This window comes from Enterobacter adelaidei, assembly GCF_041937165.1.
Taxonomy (GTDB): Bacteria; Pseudomonadota; Gammaproteobacteria; order Enterobacterales; family Enterobacteriaceae; genus Enterobacter; species Enterobacter adelaidei.
In genome coordinates this window covers 2536527-2556793 of sequence record NZ_CP154353.1, presented here as the reverse complement: position 1 = coordinate 2556793, position 20267 = coordinate 2536527, and the positions used below count along the sequence as shown (strand labels likewise).

The 20267-nt window shown below is 51.6% G+C and carries 15 protein-coding genes, 2 tRNA genes and 4 other RNA genes; 10 read left to right on the top strand and 11 right to left on the bottom strand.

All coding sequences use genetic code 11. The features are described from left to right. The first annotated feature begins 252 nt into the window (after window positions 1-252). The 4 genes from AAHF05_RS12450 to narI are packed head-to-tail and all read left to right on the top strand — an operon-like array spanning window position 253 to window position 6912. Window positions 253-3996 carry a nitrate reductase subunit alpha gene (locus AAHF05_RS12450; protein ID WP_129323430.1) on the top strand — a complete coding sequence of 1248 codons (3744 nt, stop codon included), beginning with the start codon at window positions 253-255 and terminating at the stop codon, window positions 3994-3996. Next, complete coding sequence (gene narH / locus AAHF05_RS12445; protein WP_129323431.1) at window positions 3993-5528, top strand: nitrate reductase subunit beta; 1536 nt, start codon at window positions 3993-3995, stop codon at window positions 5526-5528. Before AAHF05_RS12450 ends, narH begins: the two co-directional genes overlap by 4 nt. Further along, window positions 5525-6235, top strand: a complete 711-nt coding sequence (gene narJ / locus AAHF05_RS12440; RefSeq protein WP_129323432.1) for a nitrate reductase molybdenum cofactor assembly chaperone — start codon at window positions 5525-5527, stop codon at window positions 6233-6235. Before narH ends, narJ begins: the two co-directional genes overlap by 4 nt. Further along, window positions 6235-6912: a respiratory nitrate reductase subunit gamma gene (narI, locus tag AAHF05_RS12435; RefSeq protein ID WP_129323433.1), complete on the top strand. Its 678-nt coding sequence runs from the start codon at window positions 6235-6237 to the stop codon at window positions 6910-6912. The genes narJ and narI overlap by 1 nt, the downstream gene beginning before the upstream one ends. Here the strand turns inward: narI and AAHF05_RS12430 are convergent. Further along, entirely contained in the window at window positions 6909-7805 is an 897-nt protein-coding gene (locus AAHF05_RS12430; protein ID WP_129323434.1) for a DMT family transporter, read from the bottom strand. The two genes, narI and AAHF05_RS12430, sit on opposite strands and share 4 nt — an antisense overlap. 108 nt (window positions 7806-7913) lie before the next feature. Here AAHF05_RS12430 and AAHF05_RS12425 point away from each other — a divergent pair, with 108 nt between their 5' ends. Continuing rightward, complete coding sequence (locus tag AAHF05_RS12425) at window positions 7914-8357, top strand: Lrp/AsnC family transcriptional regulator (protein WP_028018764.1); 444 nt, start codon at window positions 7914-7916, stop codon at window positions 8355-8357. Window positions 8358-8408: 51 nt separating this feature from the next. Here AAHF05_RS12425 and AAHF05_RS12420 read toward each other — a convergent pair. The 8 genes from AAHF05_RS12420 to AAHF05_RS12385 all read right to left on the bottom strand — a co-directional run bounded on the left by AAHF05_RS12420 (window position 8409) and on the right by AAHF05_RS12385 (window position 10824). Further along, window positions 8409-8539, bottom strand: a non-coding RNA gene (locus AAHF05_RS12420) — RtT sRNA. Window positions 8540-8584: 45 nt separating this feature from the next. Then, a non-coding RNA gene (locus AAHF05_RS12415) (RtT sRNA) lies at window positions 8585-8715 on the bottom strand. A 45-nt stretch (window positions 8716-8760) separates the two neighbouring features. Continuing rightward, a non-coding RNA gene (locus tag AAHF05_RS12410) (RtT sRNA) lies at window positions 8761-8891 on the bottom strand. Between the two features lie 45 nt (window positions 8892-8936). Continuing rightward, a non-coding RNA gene (locus tag AAHF05_RS12405) (RtT sRNA) lies at window positions 8937-9067 on the bottom strand. 45 nt (window positions 9068-9112) lie between these two features. Continuing rightward, window positions 9113-9197, bottom strand: a tRNA-Tyr gene (locus AAHF05_RS12400). Between the two features lie 35 nt (window positions 9198-9232). Continuing rightward, a tRNA-Tyr gene (locus AAHF05_RS12395) sits at window positions 9233-9317 on the bottom strand. 157 nt (window positions 9318-9474) lie between these two features. Continuing rightward, entirely contained in the window at window positions 9475-10317 is an 843-nt protein-coding gene (gene purU / locus AAHF05_RS12390; RefSeq protein WP_023335983.1) for a formyltetrahydrofolate deformylase, read from the bottom strand. Between the two features lie 48 nt (window positions 10318-10365). Next, complete coding sequence (locus AAHF05_RS12385) at window positions 10366-10824, bottom strand: YchJ family protein (RefSeq protein WP_032666959.1); 459 nt, start codon at window positions 10822-10824, stop codon at window positions 10366-10368. Between the two features lie 114 nt (window positions 10825-10938). Here AAHF05_RS12385 and rssA point away from each other — a divergent pair, with 114 nt between their 5' ends. From rssA to galU, 3 genes are all read left to right on the top strand, one after another. Then, window positions 10939-11841, top strand: a complete 903-nt coding sequence (rssA, locus tag AAHF05_RS12380; RefSeq protein ID WP_108089736.1) for a patatin-like phospholipase RssA — start codon at window positions 10939-10941, stop codon at window positions 11839-11841. A gap of 91 nt (window positions 11842-11932) precedes the next feature. Next, a complete protein-coding gene (gene rssB, locus AAHF05_RS12375; protein WP_028018768.1) occupies window positions 11933-12946 on the top strand; it encodes a two-component system response regulator RssB in 1014 nt (337 codons plus the stop codon). Window positions 12947-13146: 200 nt separating this feature from the next. After that, window positions 13147-14055, top strand: a complete 909-nt coding sequence (galU, locus tag AAHF05_RS12370; protein WP_028018769.1) for a UTP--glucose-1-phosphate uridylyltransferase GalU — start codon at window positions 13147-13149, stop codon at window positions 14053-14055. A 199-nt stretch (window positions 14056-14254) separates the two neighbouring features. Here the strand turns inward: galU and hns are convergent, their stop codons facing one another. Then, complete coding sequence (gene hns / locus AAHF05_RS12365) at window positions 14255-14668, bottom strand: histone-like nucleoid-structuring protein H-NS (RefSeq protein ID WP_008502781.1); 414 nt, start codon at window positions 14666-14668, stop codon at window positions 14255-14257. A gap of 550 nt (window positions 14669-15218) precedes the next feature. On the opposite strand from hns, the gene tdk reads away from it, so the two are divergent. Continuing rightward, window positions 15219-15833, top strand: a complete 615-nt coding sequence (tdk, locus tag AAHF05_RS12360) for a thymidine kinase (protein ID WP_237993142.1) — start codon at window positions 15219-15221, stop codon at window positions 15831-15833. A gap of 64 nt (window positions 15834-15897) precedes the next feature. Here tdk and adhE read toward each other — a convergent pair whose 3' ends face one another. Beyond that, window positions 15898-18576 (bottom strand): bifunctional acetaldehyde-CoA/alcohol dehydrogenase, encoded by a 2679-nt coding sequence (adhE, locus tag AAHF05_RS12355; RefSeq protein WP_374936335.1) that lies wholly within the window; start codon window positions 18574-18576, stop codon window positions 15898-15900. Window positions 18577-19053: 477 nt separating this feature from the next. On the opposite strand from adhE, the gene AAHF05_RS12350 reads away from it, so the two are divergent. Further along, on the top strand, window positions 19054-19701 hold the full coding sequence (locus tag AAHF05_RS12350) for a YchE family NAAT transporter (protein WP_021240330.1): 648 nt from the start codon (window positions 19054-19056) through the stop codon (window positions 19699-19701). Window positions 19702-20267: the final 566 nt, after the last annotated feature.

Here is a 20267-nt window from a genome sequence, read left to right as displayed (position 1 = left end):
TCTACCCCTTAATACCTGGGATGTTAAATCGTCTCCGTCTTTTTGTATGGCGAAATAAAAATATTCATATAAATCATCATTATATGAAAAATATAAAGCTACCGCTTTGGTGGTATTCGCTTTAATGCCTCGCCTGAAAGTCCCTCGTCGTCTTGATCGTTATCAATTCTCCCCCTCTTTCAGGGCGTTACCTTCGCTGCAAATCAGCAATGTCGATTTAGAGAGCCACAGGCTCCACACAGGAGATACCCGATGAGCAAATTTTTGGACCGGTTTCGCTACTTCAAGCAGAAGGGCGAAACCTTTGCCGATGGGCACGGCCAGGTTCTGGAGACTAACCGGGACTGGGAAGACGGTTACCGCCAGCGCTGGCAGCATGACAAAGTCGTCCGTTCGACCCACGGCGTGAACTGCACTGGCTCATGTAGCTGGAAGATTTTCGTTAAGAATGGTCTGGTGACCTGGGAAATGCAGCAGACCGACTATCCGCGCACTCGTCCGGATATGCCAAACCATGAGCCGCGCGGCTGCCCGCGTGGGGCGAGCTACTCCTGGTATCTCTACAGTGCTAACCGGCTGAAATACCCGCTGATGCGCAAGCGCCTGATGAAAATGTGGCGTGAAGCGAAAGTTCAGCACAGCGATCCGGTGGATGCCTGGGCGTCGATTATCGAAGACGCTGACAAAGCGAAAAGTTTTAAGCAGGCTCGTGGCCGCGGTGGCTTTGTGCGTTCTTCCTGGAAAGAGGTGAACGAGCTGATTGCTGCCTCTAACGTCTACACCGTTAAGACCTACGGTCCTGATCGTGTAGCGGGCTTCTCACCCATCCCGGCGATGTCGATGGTCTCTTACGCCTCCGGGGCTCGCTATCTGTCACTTATCGGCGGTACCTGCCTGAGCTTCTACGACTGGTACTGCGACCTGCCGCCGGCGTCTCCGCAGACCTGGGGCGAGCAGACCGACGTGCCGGAATCTGCGGACTGGTATAACTCCAGCTATATCATCGCCTGGGGCTCTAACGTGCCTCAGACCCGTACGCCAGATGCGCACTTCTTTACCGAAGTGCGTTACAAAGGCACCAAAACCGTAGCTGTGACCCCTGACTATGCGGAAATCGCCAAGCTCTGCGATCTGTGGCTGGCACCGAAGCAGGGTACCGATGCCGCGATGGCGATGGCGATGGGCCACGTCATGCTGCGTGAATTCCACCTGGATAAGCCTAGCCAGTACTTCACCGACTACGTGCGTCGTTACACTGACATGCCAATGCTGGTCATGCTGGAAGAGCGTGATGGCTACTACGCTGCAGGCCGTACGCTGCGTGCTGCCGATCTGGTGGACGCGCTGGGCCAGGAAAATAACCCTGAGTGGAAAACCGTTGCGTACACCAGCAACGGCGAGCTGGTGGCGCCGAACGGTTCTATCGGCTTCCGCTGGGGCGAGAAGGGCAAGTGGAACCTGGAGCAGCGTAACGGCACGACCGGCGAAGAGACGGAACTGCGCCTCAGCATGCTGGGCAGTCAGGACGAGATCGCCGATGTGGGCTTCCCGTACTTCGGCGGTGAAGGTTCCGAGCACTTCAACAAGGTTGAACTGAACAACGTTCTGATGCATAAGCTGCCGGTAAAACGCCTGCAGCTGGCTGACGGCTCCACGGCGCTGGTCACCACCGTTTATGACCTGACCATGGCGAACTACGGCCTGGATCGCGGCCTGGGCGATGAGAACTGCGCCACCGGCTATGACGACGTGAAAGCCTACACCCCTGCGTGGGCGGAGCAGATCACTGGCGTTCCTCGGGCACAAATCACCCGTATCGCGCGTGAATTCGCAGAAAACGCCGACAAGACGCACGGCCGTTCGATGATCATCGTCGGTGCCGGTCTGAACCACTGGTATCACCTCGATATGAACTATCGTGGCCTGATCAATATGCTGATCTTCTGCGGCTGTGTCGGTCAGAGCGGCGGTGGCTGGGCGCACTACGTGGGCCAGGAAAAACTGCGTCCACAGACCGGCTGGCAGCCGCTGGCGTTTGCCCTCGACTGGCAGCGTCCGGCACGTCACATGAACAGCACATCCTACTTCTATAACCACTCCAGCCAGTGGCGTTACGAGACCGTAACCGCTCAAGAACTGCTCTCGCCAATGGCGGATAAATCCCGTTACAGCGGCCACCTGATCGATTTCAACGTGCGCGCAGAGCGCATGGGCTGGCTGCCATCGGCACCTCAACTGGGCACCAACCCACTGCGCATTGCAGAAGAGGCGAAGAAAGCGGGCATGTCGCCGGTGGATTACACCGTTAAGTCTCTCAAAGACGGTTCCATTCGTTTCGCGGCAGAACAGCCTGAGAACGGTAAAAACCATCCGCGTAACCTGTTCATCTGGCGCTCCAACCTGCTGGGCTCGTCCGGTAAAGGGCACGAGTACATGCTGAAATATCTGCTGGGCACCGAGAACGGTATTCAGGGGAAAGATCTGGGCAAGCAGGGCGGCGTGAAGCCAGAAGAAGTGGAATGGAAAGACAACGGCCTGGACGGCAAGCTGGATCTGGTGGTGACCCTGGACTTCCGTCTGTCCAGCACCTGCCTGTACTCCGACATTGTGCTGCCAACCGCGACCTGGTACGAAAAAGACGACATGAATACCTCGGATATGCATCCGTTTATTCATCCGCTGTCTGCGGCCGTTGACCCTGCGTGGGAATCGAAAAGCGACTGGGATATCTACAAAGACATCGCGAAGAAATTCTCCGAAGTCTGCGTAGGGCATCTGGGTAAAGAAACCGACGTGGTGACGCTGCCAATCCAGCACGACTCAGCCGCCGAACTGGCGCAACCGCTGGACGTGAAGGACTGGAAAAAAGGCGAATGTGACCTGATCCCGGGGGTGACCGCACCACACATTATTGCGGTTGAACGCGACTACCCGGCAACCTGGGAGCGCTTTACCTCTATCGGCCCGCTGATGGAGAAAATTGGTAACGGTGGGAAAGGGATCGCCTGGAATACCCAGAGCGAAATGGATCTGCTGCGCAAGCTCAATTACACCAAAGCGGACGGCCCGGCCAAAGGTCAGCCAATGCTGAATACAGCGATTGATGCAGCAGAGATGATCCTGACCCTGGCACCGGAAACCAACGGCCACGTCGCCGTGAAAGCGTGGGCGGCACTGAGCGAGTTCACCGGCCGCGACCATACGCACCTGGCGACGAATAAAGAGGAAGAGAAAATTCGCTTCCGCGATATTCAGGCGCAACCGCGCAAGATTATCTCCAGCCCGACCTGGTCTGGCCTGGAAGATGAGCATGTCTCCTACAATGCCGGTTATACCAACGTTCACGAGCTGATCCCATGGCGTACGCTCTCCGGGCGTCAGTCTCTGTATCAGGATCATCAGTGGATGCGTGATTTCGGTGAAAGTCTGCTGGTCTACCGTCCGCCAGTCGACACCCGTTCAGTGAAGGCAGTAATGGGGGCGAAATCTAACGGTAACCCTGAAAAGGCGCTGAACTTCCTCACGCCGCATCAGAAGTGGGGCATCCACTCTACCTATAGCGACAACCTGCTGATGCTGACGCTATCGCGCGGCGGCCCGATTGTCTGGATGAGTGAAACGGATGCCAAAGATCTGGGCATAGAAGATAACGACTGGATCGAAGTGTTCAACAGCAACGGTGCCCTGACGGCGCGTGCGGTAGTGAGCCAGCGCGTGCCTGCCGGGATGACCATGATGTACCACGCGCAGGAACGTATCGTTAACCTGCCGGGTTCTGAAATCACCGAGCAGCGCGGCGGCATTCATAACTCGGTCACCCGTATTACGCCAAAACCGACCCACATGATTGGTGGCTACGCGCAGCTGGCCTACGGCTTTAACTACTACGGTACCGTAGGGTCTAACCGCGATGAGTTCGTGGTGGTACGTAAGATGAAGAATATTAACTGGTTAGATGGCGAAGGTAATGACCAGGTACAGGAGAGCGTAAAATGAAAATTCGTTCACAAGTCGGCATGGTGCTGAATCTGGATAAATGCATCGGCTGTCATACCTGCTCAGTCACCTGTAAAAACGTCTGGACCAGTCGAGAAGGTATGGAATACGCGTGGTTCAACAACGTAGAAACCAAACCGGGCACTGGGTTCCCGACCAACTGGGAAGATCAGGAAAAATACAAGGGCGGCTGGATCCGCAAGATCAACGGTAAACTGCAGCCGCGCATGGGTAACCGTGCGATGCTGTTGGGTAAAATCTTCGCCAACCCGCATCTGCCGGGCCTTGACGATTACTACGAGCCGTTTGATTACGACTACCAGAACCTGCATAACGCGCCAGAAAGCAAACACCAGCCGATCGCCCGTCCACGCTCGCTGATCACCGGGAAGCGGTTAGACAAAATTACCAGTGGTCCCAACTGGGAAGACGACCTGGGCGGTGAGTTCGAGAAGCTGTCGAAGGACAAAAACTTCGAGAACATGCAGAAGGCGATGTACGGCCAGTTCGAAAACACCTTCATGATGTATCTGCCGCGCCTGTGCGAGCATTGCCTTAATCCGGCATGCGTGGCGACGTGCCCGAGCGGTGCTATCTACAAGCGTGAAGAAGACGGCATCGTGCTGATCGACCAGGACAAATGCCGTGGCTGGCGTATGTGCATCACCGGCTGCCCGTACAAAAAAATCTACTTCAACTGGAAGAGCGGGAAATCCGAGAAGTGCATCTTCTGTTATCCACGTATTGAAGCGGGGATGCCGACCGTCTGCTCTGAAAGCTGTGTAGGTCGTATTCGCTACCTCGGCGTGCTGCTATATGACGCGGACGCGATTGAAAACGCCGCCAGCACCGAGCACGAGAAAGATCTGTATCAGCGTCAGCTGGACGTGTTCCTCGATCCTAACGATCCAAAAGTGATTGAGCAGGCGCTGAAAGACGGCGTACCGCAGAGCGTGATCGACGCCGCACAGCAGTCTCCTGTGTACAAAATGGCAATGGACTGGAAGCTGGCGCTGCCGCTGCATCCGGAATACCGCACGCTGCCGATGGTCTGGTACGTGCCGCCTTTGTCGCCGATTCAGTCAGCTGCAGATGCGGGCGAGCTGGGCAGCAACGGCATTCTGCCGGACGTGGAAAGCCTGCGTATTCCGGTTCAGTACCTGGCGAACCTGCTGACTGCCGGTGATACGCAGCCAGTACTGCTGGCACTCAAGCGGATGCTGGCAATGCGCCACTTCAAACGTGCGGAAACGGTAGACGGTGTTATTGATACCCGTGCGCTGGAAGAGGTCGGTCTGAGTGAAGCGCAGGCGCAGGAGATGTACCGCTATCTGGCCATTGCCAACTACGAAGACCGTTTCGTAGTACCGAGCAGCCACCGTGAACTGGCTCGCGAAGCCTTCCCGGAGAAAAACGGCTGCGGCTTTACCTTTGGCGACGGTTGCCACGGGTCAGACAGCAAATTCAACCTGTTCAACAGCCGCCGCATCGACGCCATGGATGTGACCAGTAAAACGGAGCCGCACCCATGATTGAACTTGTTATCGTTTCTCGTTTGCTCGAGTACCCGGATGCTGCGCTTGTGCAGCATCAACAGGAACTTTTCGATGCACTCGCATCATCTGAAAACCTGGATAAAGAGGATGCCCAGACATTGGGCATTTTCTTCCGGGACCTGTTAACGCGTGATCTTCTGGATGCGCAGGCGGATTACAGCCAACTGTTTGACCGGGGTCGTGCAACCTCGTTACTGCTGTTTGAACATGTTCACGGTGAATCCCGTGACCGTGGTCAGGCGATGGTTGACCTGATGGCGCAGTATGAGCAGCACGGCCTGCAGCTCGGCAGCCGCGAGCTGCCTGACCATCTGCCGCTGTATCTGGAGTATCTGGCGCAGTTGCCGAAAGAAGAGGCCCTCGGTGGTCTCCAGGACATCGCTCCGATCCTGGCGTTGCTCAGCGCGCGTCTTCAGCAGCGCGAGAGCCGCTATGCGGTACTGTTCGATCTGCTGGTGAAACTGGCTAACGCATCTGTCGACAGTGAAAAAGTGGCGGAAAAAATCGCCGATGAAGCCCGCGATGATACACCGCAGGCGCTGGATGCCGTCTGGGAAGAAGAACAGGTGAAATTCTTTGCTGACCAGAGCTGCGGCGAGTCTGAAATCTCGGCTCACCAGCGCCGTTTTGCCGGCGCTGTGGCCCCGCAATATTTGAATATCTCTAACGGAGGACGGCAATAATGCACTTCCTGAATATGTTCTTCTTTGACATCTACCCGTATATCGCGGGCACCGTGTTCCTGGTGGGAAGCTGGCTGCGTTATGACTACGGTCAGTACACCTGGCGTGCTGCCTCCAGCCAGATGCTGGATCGGAAAGGGATGCATGTGGGTTCTAACCTGTTCCACATCGGTATTCTGGGGATTTTTGCCGGTCACTTCCTCGGGATGCTGACGCCGCACTGGATGTATGAAGCGTGGCTGCCCATTGAGGTGAAGCAGAAGATGGCGATGATCGCAGGGGGCGCTTGCGGCGTGATGACGCTGGTGGGTGGTTTACTGCTGCTCAAACGTCGTCTGTTCAGCCCGCGTGTGCGTGCAACGACCACCGGAGCTGACATCCTCATCCTTTCCCTGCTGATGGTGCAGTGTGCGCTGGGCCTGCTGACCATTCCGTTCTCTGCACAGCATATGGACGGCAGCGAAATGATGAAGCTGGTCGGCTGGGCACAATCTGTGGTGACTTTCCACGGTGGTGCGTCGTCGCATCTGGACGGTGTGGCGTTTATCTTCCGCCTGCACCTGGTGCTGGGGATGACGCTGTTTGTGCTGTTCCCGTTCTCCCGACTGGTACATATCTGGAGCGCGCCGGTAGAGTATCTGACGCGCAAATACCAGATTGTGCGCGCCCGTCGCTAATTTGCTGTTTTGATCCCAACCCCGCACTCGCGGGGTTTTTTTTCGCCCCAGCCCAGGTTATTGCCAGCCGCAGCAAACAATATCAGTGCGCCGCCCGCCAGCTGCGTCAGGTTCAGCGAGTGTCCGAATACCAGATTATCGACAATAATCGCTACCACCGGATAGATAAACGACAACGAGCCGGTAATGGGTGTAGGCAGCTTCTGGATCGCGCTATAGAGCAACTGATACATAATGCCGGTATGGACGATGCCCAGCGTCAACAAAATTGGCCACGGAAAATCCCCTGATAATGAGGGCATGTGGGCAAACGGCAGAAGCATTACCACGCCGGTCAGCACCTGAATAAAGGCAATATGCTGCGGCGCAATGGATCGCAGCTTACGAGCGATAATGGCGGTCACTGCGTAGAAGAAGGCTGCCGCCATTGCCAGACCGATACCCGTCAGCCAGTTGGCACTATGCGCTCCGGTCAGCTCACTGGAAAGCAATATCACCACACCGCCAAAGGCGAGGAATAGCCAACCCCATTTCACCAGGCTGACACGTTCACCTAAAAACATCCCCATCAAAACCAGCATAAACGGCTGGGTGTTATACACCACAGTAGAAAGACCAATAGAGATTCGTTCATAGGCAGCGAAGAGCAGGAGCCAGTTCACCACGAGTGCCACACCACCGAGAATGGCCAGTAACAGTGTTGTCCGGGTGAGGGGACTGAACGGCTTTTGACTCATCCGAATAAAAATAAACAGTGCGATGGCTCCGATAAGGCAGCGCCAGAACACAACTTCCGTTACTGGCAGACCGGAAAGTAAAACAAACGCGCCAATCGAGCCGGAAATTAACATCGCCAGGCTCATTTGCCAGACGCCTTTATGTAAATCACGCATCATCCACCTCCTGATTGTATGACGCTATTGTCGAGAATCGCTGTCGGGTTTTACAGGGATGAGATAAGGTGAAATGCAGTGATGGCTTTTTAAAATTAGGTGAAAATGATGGAATTCCTTCTCGATGATATCGACCGACAAATTTTGGCCTGTCTGGTCGAGGATGCGCGTATGTCTTTGAAGGTGCTCAGCGGACGCATCGGTCTGACCTCACCCAGTACGGCAGAGCGCCTGAAACGGCTGGAAGAGCGCGGCGTGATTCAGGGGTATGGCGCACGGGTGAATCTGGCGGCGCTAGGGTATACGCTGCAGGCGCTGGTGCGTGTGCGGCCTTTGCCGGGGTTATTGCATAAGGTGGATAAATACATTCAGGCGATGCCGGAGTGTATTGAGAGCGACAAAGTCACCGGGGAAGATTGCTTTGTGATTAGGCTGGTGGTGCGTTCAATTGAGCAGCTTGATGGGTTGCTGGACGGTCTGGCGGAGCATGCCCAGTGTAATACGTCGATCGTGAAGAGTTCGCCGGTGAAGAGACGCTTGCCGCCAATGTAGTCGTCTGTCGCTGGGTGGTCGATTCGGTTTTGTTATGATTTTTGAAAGTGATGGTGGTGGGGGAAGGATTACTCGGCGCGTTGCGCCTCGCCCTTCGGGTCGTTGCCTGCGGCAACGCTTTCTCGCTACGCTCGAATCGAACCTTCGTCGAAGCTTCTCATCCTTCCCCGTTGCGGAAATACATGATACAGGGTGCGAACAGAAGATTTGAAGTTATTTGAAAGTGATGGTGGTGGGGGAAGGATTACTCGGCGCGTTGCGCCTCGCCCTTCGGGTCGTTGCCTGCGGCAACGCTTTCTCGCTACGCTCGAATCGAACCTTCGTCGAAGCTTCTCATCCTTCCCCGTTGCGGAAATACATGATACAGGGTGTGAACAGAAGATTTGAAGTTATTTGAAAGTGATGGTGGTGGGGGAAGGATTACTCGGCGCGTTGCGCCTCGCCCTTCGGGTCGTTGCCTGCGGCAACGCTTTCTCGCTACGCTCGAATCGAACCTTCGTCGAAGCTTCTCATCCTTCCCCGTTGCGGAAATACATGATACAGGGTGCGAACAGAAGATTTGAAGTTATTTGAAAGTGATGGTGGTGGGGGAAGGATTACTCGGCGCGTTGCGCCTCGCCCTTCGGGTCGTTGCCTGCGGCAACGCTTTCTCGCTACGCTCGAATCGAACCTTCGTCGAAGCTTCTCATCCTTCCCCGTTGCGGAAATACATGATACAGGGTGTGAACAGAAGATTTGAAGTTATTTGAAAGTGATGGTGGTGGGGGAAGGATTCGAACCTTCGAAGTCGATGACGGCAGATTTACAGTCTGCTCCCTTTGGCCGCTCGGGAACCCCACCAGGGGTAATTCAAATTTTGAGGTACTGCTGAGAGATGGTGGTGGGGGAAGGATTCGAACCTTCGAAGTCGATGACGGCAGATTTACAGTCTGCTCCCTTTGGCCGCTCGGGAACCCCACCACGGGGCAATGCTTTTTACTGGCCTGCTTCCTGTCGGAAGCGGGGCGCATCATATCAAATGAGACGCCCCTGTAAAGCATTCCTTTAGGGAAATGAAGTTGTTTGGCTGCTTTTTATCCGTAAAGGTGCAAAGCTAATCAATTCATTTTCCAAAAGATTAAAGAATGATAGTTCTGTTACCGTAGACAAAGACGCGCTGCGCCAGCACCTGATACAGCGCACGGCTTAAGACGTTCTTCTCAACGTCACGCCCTGCACGCATCATGTCCTCAGCCGTGTAGGTGTGATCCACATGAATCACGTCCTGCATGATAATTGGACCTTCATCCAGATTGTCATTCACGTAGTGAGCGGTCGCACCGATGATTTTCACGCCACGCTCGTACGCCTGATGATAAGGACGTGCACCAATAAAGGCTGGCAGGAACGAGTGGTGAATGTTGATAATCTTGTTTGGGAAACGCGCCACGAAGGATGGCGTCAACACACGCATGTATTTCGCCAGCACGACGTAGTCGGGATTATGCGCTTCAATGGCCTGCGCCATCAGGTCGTCGTGCTCTTCACGCGTATGACCTTCGTGGCTCACCAGTTCGAACGGAATATCAAAACGCTCAACAAGCGTGCGCAGCGTCTCGTGGTTGCCGATCACGGCAGCAATTTCGACGTCCAGACCACCGTAGTTTGCTTTCATCAACAGATCGCCAAGACAGTGTGCTTCTTTGGTCACCAGAATCACGACGCGGCGGCGGCCTGCGGGAGTCAGTTCACGTACGGAGCCTTCCGGCAACGCGCTGTCCAGATCGGCAAGCAGGGTTGTGTCGTTGAAAATACCTTCCAGTTCGGTACGCATGAAGAAACGACCGGTACGGTGGTCAACGAACTCGTTGTTCTGCACGATATTCAGTTCATGTTTGTAACAAATGTTGGTAATTCGTGCGATCAGTCCTTTTTGATCGGGACAGATGGTGCGCAGAACTTTACGTTGTAGTGATTGCATCGCCGGGAAATCCTGTTTGTGTATTTGCGAAGTCTGGGTTGTCAGGCATTACTGCCCGCAACACTTTTTAAATTTTTTACCTGAACCGCATGGGCAGGGATCGTTACGACCAAACTGTGGGCGCGTTCCGTCAATATAATACCATTGCCCGCTTTCCTTTAAGAACCGGGAACGCTCGATAATGGCCGCCGTTTTATCACGCTCGATAAAGCGGGCAACAAAGCTGACGTAGCCTTCGTTGTCGTCGTTTCCGGCCGATGCTTCAAAAACGGTCAGTCCAAGCCACTGCGTGTTGGCGAAGCCAGCTTCAATGTCCTGGCGAAAATCGGCGGCATGGCAAGACGGGTGCCAGGTTTTGATCAGATAGTCTGCGTCTTTGATCACAAAAGCAGTGTACCGTGAACGCATGAGGTGTGACGGGTCTGGTGCAACCTGATCGCCAGAAAGATATCGCTGGCAACATAGGCTATACTCCAGAGCGCTACCACAAGGGCAGAGTTGAGACACGATTCTCTTCCTGGAACAAAAAATAAGGGCGTAAAACGCTTCGGGTAGCACTATGTTAACTGAGCAGTTGCGTTGATGTCATGTCAGGAATCCAGGGGACGTAAAACAGGGCTAATGAGAAAGGTTAAAATTGGACTGGCGCTGGGCTCAGGTGCAGCCCGGGGATGGTCACACATCGGCGTGATTAATGCCTTAAACCAGATGGGTGTTGAGGTTGATATTGTTGCAGGGTGTTCAATAGGATCGCTTGTCGGCTCCGCTTACGCGTGCGGAAAGCTTCCGGAACTTGAAACCTGGGTACGTTCCTTCAGCTACTGGGACGTGCTGCGCCTGATGGACCTCTCATGGCAGCGTGGTGGGCTGTTGCGCGGTGAACGCGTTTTTAACCAGTTCCGCCAGGTTATGCCTCTTGAAGACTTCACTGACTGTCAGATGCCTTTCGGCGCTGTTGCGACGAACCTCAGCACGGGACGCGAGCTTTGGCTTACTGAAGGTGATATTCATCTTGCCGTTCGTGCCTCCTGCAGTATGCCGGGACTAATGGCTCCTGTTCCGCATAACGGTTACTGGCTTGTCGATGGTGGCGTTGTTAACCCGGTCCCTATCTCCCTGACGCGTGCGATGGGTGCCGACATCGTCATTGCCGTGGATTTACAGCATGACGCCCACCTGATGCAACAAGATCTCATGCCGGTGAATCTCCAGAGCGAAGATGCCGAAGGCGAGAAACTGGCCTGGCATGAACGTTTGCGTGGACGAATCGGGCGTATGGCCGCACGACGCTCTGTGACTGCGCCGACGGCCATTGAAATTATGACTACCTCTATCCAGGTTCTTGAGAATCGCCTTAAACGAAACCGCATGGCTGGCGACCCTCCAGATATTCTGATTCAACCGTACTGTCCGCAAATATCTACCCTTGATTTCCATCGAGCTGAGGCCGCCATCGCAGCGGGCTCGATAGCCGTCGAAAAGAAAATGGATGAGCTGTTGCCTTTTGTGCGAACAGCACGTTAAGCACCTTTTTTTGATTACTTCAGCAAAATCTGACAGGCGGTAGTGCTGATAGCATGCCACTATTTAATTACTGTCAGCCAGGGGAGGAACCATGACGCAGCCATTGGCCGGAAAACACATTTTGATTGTTGAAGACGAGGCCGTTTTCCGATCGCTACTGGATTCGTGGTTATCCTCAATGGGAGCAATCACTTCGCTGGCTGAAGATGGCATAGACGCACTGGAAAAAATGGTCAGCATCACCCCGGACCTGATGATTTGTGACATTGCGATGCCGCGTATGAACGGACTGAAGCTGGTTGAACATCTCCGTAACGAAGGCAATCAGACACCGATTCTGGTGATATCTGCCACAGAGAATATGGCAGATATTGCCAAAGCGCTGCGAATTGGGGTTCAGGATATCCTGCTTAAACCGGTCAAGGACCTGAACCGGTTACGAGAGACGGTGTTAGCTTGTCTTTATCCGAACATGTTTAATTCCCGGGTAGAGGAAGAGGAACGTCTGTTTCAGGACTGGGATGCCCTGGTAAGTAATCCACCTGCCGCGGCTAAACTGTTACAGGAACTCCAGCCGCCCGTACAGCAAACTATTTCACATTGTCGGATAAACTATCGCCAGCTGGTTGCTGCGGACCAACCTGGGCTGGTGTTGGATATTGCACCGCTGTCTGATTCAGACCTGGCGTTTTATTCCCTGGATGTTACCCGGGCAGGGGATAATGGTGTATTAGCGGCGTTATTACTTCGTGCGCTATTTAATGGTCTCTTGCAAGAGCAGCTATCGCATCAGGGGCAACGGCTTCCGGAACTGGGCAGTTTACTAAAACAAGTGAACCAACTTTTTCGTCAGGCCAATTTGCCTGGACAGTTTCCGCTATTGGTCGGTTATTACCATAGTGGTTTAAAGAATCTGATCCTCGTTTCAGCGGGCCTCAACGCCTCACTGAATACGGGTGAACATCATATTCAGGTAAGCAACGGTGTGCCGCTTGGGACACTGGGAACAGCGTATCTTAATCAAATTAGCCATCGTTGCTCCTCCTGGCAGTGCCAAATTTGGGGTGCCGGGGGACGGTTACGATTAATGTTGTCCACGGAATAAGCAATTGGATCGTAATTTTAAGATTGCTTTACCTGTGTTTTGTGGGGAGTGCTACTATCCCTGCCCAGATTCATGCGTATTTATCCTAATTGATCGGCAACGCGTTCTTTTCAGACCCGAACTGTGGGGCGAGGCTGATATACTCAACGCGTTATTTATTGCATAAAAGTTCAAAACTTGAACAGCTCAGGAGAATTTGAATGGCTGCCCTAAATTCGAAAGTCAGAAAGGCCGTTATCCCGGTAGCGGGATTGGGGACCAGGATGTTACCAGCAACTAAGGCGATTCCTAAAGAGATGCTGCCTCTGGTTGATAAGCCATTAATCCAGTACGTCGTTAATGAGTGTATCGCAGCCGGCATCACTGAAATTGTGCTGGTTACGCATTCATCAAAAAACTCTATCGAAAACCATTTTGATACAAGTTTTGAACTTGAAGCCATGCTGGAAAAGCGTGTTAAGCGTCAGTTGTTACAGGAAGTGCAGTCTATTTGCCCTCCGCACGTGACTATTATGCAGGTTCGTCAGGGGCTGGCTAAAGGCCTGGGTCATGCGGTTATGTGTGCCCACCCTGTTGTCGGTGATGAGCCAGTGGCGGTAATACTGCCTGACGTTATTCTGGATGAATACGAATCAGATCTTTCTCAGGATAATTTGGCTGAGATGATCAAGCGTTTTGATGAAACAGGTAGCAGCCAGATTATGGTTGAGCCAGTTGAAGACGTAACCGCTTACGGTGTGGTTGACTGCAAAGGCGTTAACCTTGAGCCTGGCGAAAGCGTGCCAATGGTTGGCGTTGTAGAGAAGCCAAAAGCCGACGTGGCGCCTTCTAACCTGGCAGTGGTGGGTCGCTATGTCCTGAGTGCGGAAATCTGGCCTCTGCTTGCTAAAACGCCTCCAGGAGCGGGTGATGAGATCCAACTGACCGATGCTATTGATATGCTGATCGAGAAAGAGACCGTTGAGGCTTACCATATGAAAGGTAAGAGCCATGACTGCGGTAATAAGCTCGGTTATATGCAGGCATTTGTTGAATATGGCATTCGCCACAATACCCTGGGTGAAGAATTTAAAACCTGGCTCAAAGAGAGCGTGGGTATTAAGAAATAACCAGGGCAGCAAATGTTTGAGACCGGTGAGGCGTTGCCCACCGGTTTTTTTATGCCCATAACACTCGTTATCCCGCTTGAATGTAAGAGATGGCAATAGCCGAATAAGATTCTATGACAGAGTGTAAGGGGATGTTGGTGATAAAATTGTGGTTAAAAAAAATCCCGCATTACGCGGGATTTTATGGAATGTGGCTTGATTAATCCTTGATCAGGAAGTCATCCAGCTGTTTACCTTGCTCATCCATGGCTTTCTTGATAACAGCAGGAGTACGACCCTGGCCAGTCCAGGTTTTAGTTTCGCCATTCTCATCAACGTAGCTATATTTAGCAGGACGGGCAGCGCGTTTTGCTTTGGTGCCGGTTTTAGCTGCAGCCATGCTGTTCAGCAATTCGTTTGGATCGATACCATCAGCAATCAGCATTTCACGATATTGTTGCAGTTTACGAGTGCGCTCTTCGATTTCAGCTGCTGCAGCGCTTTCTTCTTCGCGACGTTCATTAACTACAACTTCTAATTTTTCCAGCATTTCTTCAAGCGTTTCGAGGGTGCATTCTCTAGCCTGCGCACGAAGAGTACGGATGTTGTTCAGAATTTTAAGTGCTTCGCTCATTGTAGTAATCTCAAACTTATAATGGGGGGGTGGTTTGTTGACCTAATAATAGAGCCATAAATTCAGTTGTGCAATAGCCAGGAATGTAAGGAATTCAAAAAATACTAAATAAAGCCACTATTATTAATTACGCTAACTTAAATTTCATCTCCCAGGAATCTCGCTTGTTATCAGCGTAAGCCTGCGCAACCTGCTCGATTGCATCTTTTTTTGTGACATTTACCGCAGGAATTATAGTTGCTGCGGATAAATATCAGCCTTTTGTATTAGTTCCATTGAGCGATGTTAAGACAGTAATAGTTAATAAATAGTGAATTTTAATGAACATTGATTCCACTATAAAATGAAGTGTTATGTTTGACTGACCTTATAACATATAGACCTGATTGATTACGTTTACTCTCTGTTTTAACGGATTATTTTCGTAATCTGAGGGTGCTTAACTCCGCTCTGAACCGCATCGTCTGTGCGCTGAGTCGCTGTTGACCAGACAAAATATGGTACAATCAATCATCGGGAATATTACACATTGATTAGGGTTTTACGGCCAATGGCACAACTTTATTTCTACTATTCGGCAATGAATGCCGGAAAATCCACAGCACTGCTTCAATCCTCGTACAATTACCAGGAACGAGGAATGCGTACTGTTGTTTATACGGCTGAAATTGACGATCGCTTTGGTGCAGGGAAGGTGAGTTCCAGAATAGGCCTTTCGTCTCCGGCCAGGCTGTTTAACCCGCAAACTGACCTGCTGGAGGACATTCGCGCAGCGCATGCCGCGCAGCCTATTCATTGTGTTCTGGTTGATGAGAGCCAGTTTCTGACGCGTGAGCAGGTTCATGCGCTTTCAGAGGTGGTAGATGAGCTCGATATCCCTGTTCTTTGCTATGGGCTGCGTACAGACTTCCGTGGCGAGCTATTCGCAGGGAGCCAGTATTTGCTTGCCTGGTCAGATAAACTCGTCGAACTCAAAACTATCTGCTTTTGCGGCAGGAAAGCCAGTATGGTGCTTCGTCTCGACCAGGCCGGAAAGCCTTATGCAGATGGTGAGCAGGTGGTGATAGGCGGAAATGAACGCTATGTTTCGGTCTGCCGTAAGCATTATAAAGAAGCGCTGTCTGTAGGCTCGCTGACGGCGATTCAGCACGACAACAGAAAATAATTTTCACCATGTTCTTCAGACATAAAAAAACCCGCCATTGGCGGGTTTTTTATCAGACTGTCAGTTAAGCGCTTTTCTTCGCTTTTTTGTCAGCTTTTACCGCAGGAGCTTCAACTTTAGCCACTGCTACATCACCTTCTTTGAACTCACGACCGTAGTAGGTATCCAGCAGAATCTGTTTCAGCTCGGAGATCAGTGGGTAGCGCGGGTTAGCACCAGTACACTGGTCATCGAAGGCATCTTCAGACAGTTTATCTACGTGGGCGAGAAAGTCAGCTTCCTGAACGCCAGCTTCACGGATAGATTTAGGAATACCCAGTTCAGCTTTGAGGCTTTCCAGCCATGCCAGCAGTTTCTCAATCTTCGCAGCAGTACGGTCACCCGCAGCGCTCAGACCCAGATGGTCAGCAATTTCAGCGTAACGGCGACGCGCTTGCGGACGGTCGTACTGGCTGAATGCAGTCTGCTTAGTTGGGTTATCATTCGCGTTATAACGGATAACGTTGCTGATCAGCAGGGCGTTCGCCAGACCGTGAGGAATGTGGAACTGAGAACCCAGTTTGTGCGCCATTGAGTGGCAAACACCCAGGAAGGCGTTAGCAAACGCGATACCGGCGATGGTTGCTGCACTGTGTACACGCTCACGTGCTACAGGGTTTTTCGACCCTTCATTGTAGGATGCTGGCAGGTTTTCTTTCAGCAGTTTCAGAGCCTGCAGAGCCTGACCATCAGAGAACTCAGACGCCAGTACGGAAACGTAAGCTTCCAGAGCGTGAGTTACCGCATCCAGACCACCGAAGGCACACAGTGATTTCGGCATTTCCATGACCAGGTTGGCGTCAACAATCGCCATGTCTGGGGTCAGTGCGTAGTCAGCCAGTGGGTATTTCTGACCTGTTGCATCGTCAGTAACAACCGCAAACGGAGTCACTTCTGAACCGGTACCGGAAGTGGTAGTAACGGCGATCATTTTCGCTTTTACGCCCATTTTCGGGAACTTGTAGATACGTTTACGGATATCCATAAAGCGCAGCGCCAGTTCTTCAAAGTGAGTTTCCGGATGTTCGTACATTACCCACATGATTTTCGCGGCGTCCATTGGGGAACCACCACCCAGTGCGATAATCACATCTGGTTTGAAGGAGTTCGCCAGTTCAGCACCTTTGCGAACAACGCTCAGGGTTGGGTCAGCTTCAACTTCAAAGAAGACTTCAGTTTCGACGCCAGCCGCTTTCAGAACAGAGGTGATCTGGTCAGCGTAGCCGTTGTTGAACAGGAAACGGTCAGTCACGATGAGCGCACGTTTGTGGCCATCAGTAATCACTTCATCCAGCGCAATTGGCAGAGAGCCACGGCGGAAGTAGATAGATTTCGGAAGTTTGTGCCACAACATGTTTTCAGCTCGCTTAGCAACGGTTTTCTTGTTGATCAGATGTTTTGGACCAACGTTTTCAGAGATGGAGTTACCACCCCAGGAACCACAACCCAGAGTCAGGGAAGGTGCGAGTTTGAAGTTGTACAGGTCACCGATACCACCCTGAGAAGCAGGGGTGTTAATCAGGATACGTGCAGTTTTCATCTTCTGACCGAAGTGAGCAACACGTTCTGGCTGATTATCCTGGTCGGTGTACAGGCAAGAGGTGTGACCGATACCGCCCATGGCAACCAGTTTCTCTGCTTTCTCTACTGCATCGTCGAAATCTTTCGCGCGGTACATTGCCAGAGTCGGAGACAGTTTTTCGTGTGCAAATGGCTCGCTCTCATCAACAACTTTCACTTCACCGATCAGGATCTTAGAGGTTGCCGGAACGGTGAAACCTGCGAGTTCAGCAATTTTATACGCTGGCTGCCCAACGATAGCGGCGTTCAGTGCGCCATTTTTCAGGATGATGTCCTGAACGGCTTTCAGCTCTTTGCCCTGCAGCATGTAGCCGCCGTGGCTGGCGAAGCGTTCGCGAACCGCTTCATATACGGAATCTACAACAACAACGGACTGTTCAGATGCACAGATAACACCGTTATCGAAGGTTTTGGACATCAGTACAGAAGCAACAGCACGTTTGATATCAGCCGTTTCGTCGATAACAACAGGAGTGTTACCTGCGCCTACGCCGATTGCTGGTTTACCGGAGCTGTACGCTGCTTTAACCATACCAGGACCACCGGTCGCCAGGATCAGGTTAATGTCTGGGTGGTGCATCAGTGCGTTGGACAGTTCAACAGAAGGTTGGTCAATCCAGCCGATCAGGTCTTTTGGTGCGCCTGCTGCGATAGCCGCCTGCAATACGATATCAGCAGCTTTGTTCGTTGCATCTTTAGCACGTGGGTGCGGAGAGAAGATAATTGCGTTACGGGTCTTCAGGCTAATCAGTGATTTGAAGATAGCAGTAGACGTTGGGTTGGTGGTTGGAACGATACCGCAAATGATGCCGATAGGTTCTGCAATCGTGATAGTACCGAAGGTGTCGTCTTCAGACAGCACGCCACAGGTTTTCTCATCTTTATAGGCGTTGTAGATATACTCAGAAGCAAAGTGGTTTTTGATCACTTTATCTTCAACGATACCCATACCGGATTCGGCAACGGCCATTTTAGCGAGAGGGATTCGAGCATCTGCAGCAGCCAGAGCGGCCGCGCGGAAGATTTTATCAACCTGTTCTTGGGTGAAATTGGCATATTCACGCTGGGCTTTTTTAACGCGCTCGACGAGGGCGTTCAGTTCAGCGATATTAGTAACAGCCATAATGCTCTCCTGATAATGTTTAAACTCTTTTAGTAAACCAGCGCTCGATACGTCAGACAGTATAGACAGAGCTGATATGACTTGCGTAACACAAAATAAAACAAAGAGTTACTTTCTACACCAGCACACTAATTTACTAAAAGAGCCTTACCTTAGCATCATCCCTTTTTGTCAGGTGACCTCCCTGGGGTGTAACCAAGATTACTCACTTCTGAGTACGGAAATCATGATCTGCGTCAATTTTCCCCCAAGCTGATACCTTTCAGCAGGGTTATTTCTTTGAGATTTTTCCAGTGTTAAATAATTACGTAAGTATTGGAAGTGGCGCTATCATTGATTCTACATATGTTTAACATCCTGAAATGATAACGTTTTGGCACAGATTTCGAGTGAAGTATGCTAATAAAAAGGGTATCTTCAGCGCGATTTCACATGACAAATTGTCAGTCCCGGGCATGCGCATAAGCGGAGCAAAACGTGATCCAAACGCTCTTTGATTTTCCAACGTATTTTAAATTTTTTATTGGTTTGTTTGCCCTGGTCAACCCGGTGGGGATCATTCCTGTCTTCATTAGTATGACCAGTTACCAGACGGCGGCGGCCAGGAACAAGACCAACCTCACCGCCAACCTGTCAGTGGCTATCATATTGCTCACCTCCCTTTTTCTGGGGGACGCCATTCTTCAGCTCTTCGGGATTTCGATCGACTCTTTCCGCATTGCGGGTGGGATCCTGGTTGTGACCATCGCCATGTCTATGATCAGCGGTAAGCTGGGTGAGGATAAACAGAACAAACAGGAGAAGTCAGAAACTGCCATCCGTGAAAGCATTGGCGTGGTACCGCTGGCGTTACCGCTTATGGCTGGCCCCGGCGCCATCAGTTCAACGATTGTCTGGGGTACGCGTTACCATAGCCTGATGCATTTGATTGGCTTTTCCGTGGCCATTGCCATTTTCGCGCTCTGCTGCTGGGGAGTATTCCGTATGGCGCCCTGGCTGGTGCGCTTATTGGGGCAGACGGGCATCAACGTTATAACGCGTATCATGGGCCTGCTGTTGATGGCGTTAGGGATCGAATTTATTGTCACCGGTATTAAAAGCATTTTCCCCGGCTTGTTACACTAATATTTCATATGAAAGAACGGAGCTACAGCTCCGTTTTTTTACGTGATTATCAGCAAATCATATAACTAAAGTTGAAATGCTCACATATCATAATAAATTCTACTAATAATGTTCATCTCTTGTATTTCAATAAGTTATTAATTTCCTTCCAACCCGCCTGCGCAGAAAACCTTCGATCGCTCTGTTATTTTACTCACACGATACTCTGGGGCTTGCTGAGAGATAACCGAAATGATATTAGTAATTTCAACATTCCCCTAGATGAATGTGCTAAATAATAACCAGTTGTTAAATTTTTGTACAAAAACACTCGATGATAGCGCAGCGACGCGCTTGTAGAGGAGGTTTCCTCTATCTTATTGAATGTCATGTTTTTTAGTGGCGTTTGATGTCTGGCAGGGCTGCCCTCAACGATACGGCTCTCACCGTAAAAGAGAATTGCTTAACAAATTTGCAAAATGTATTGGCGTGCGTTTACGCCATTTGATACTTTCCGGCCTACTATTTTGCAGCATAAAACAAGTAGATGAGAATTATTTTCATATGCTTCTCTTCTCAGATATCCA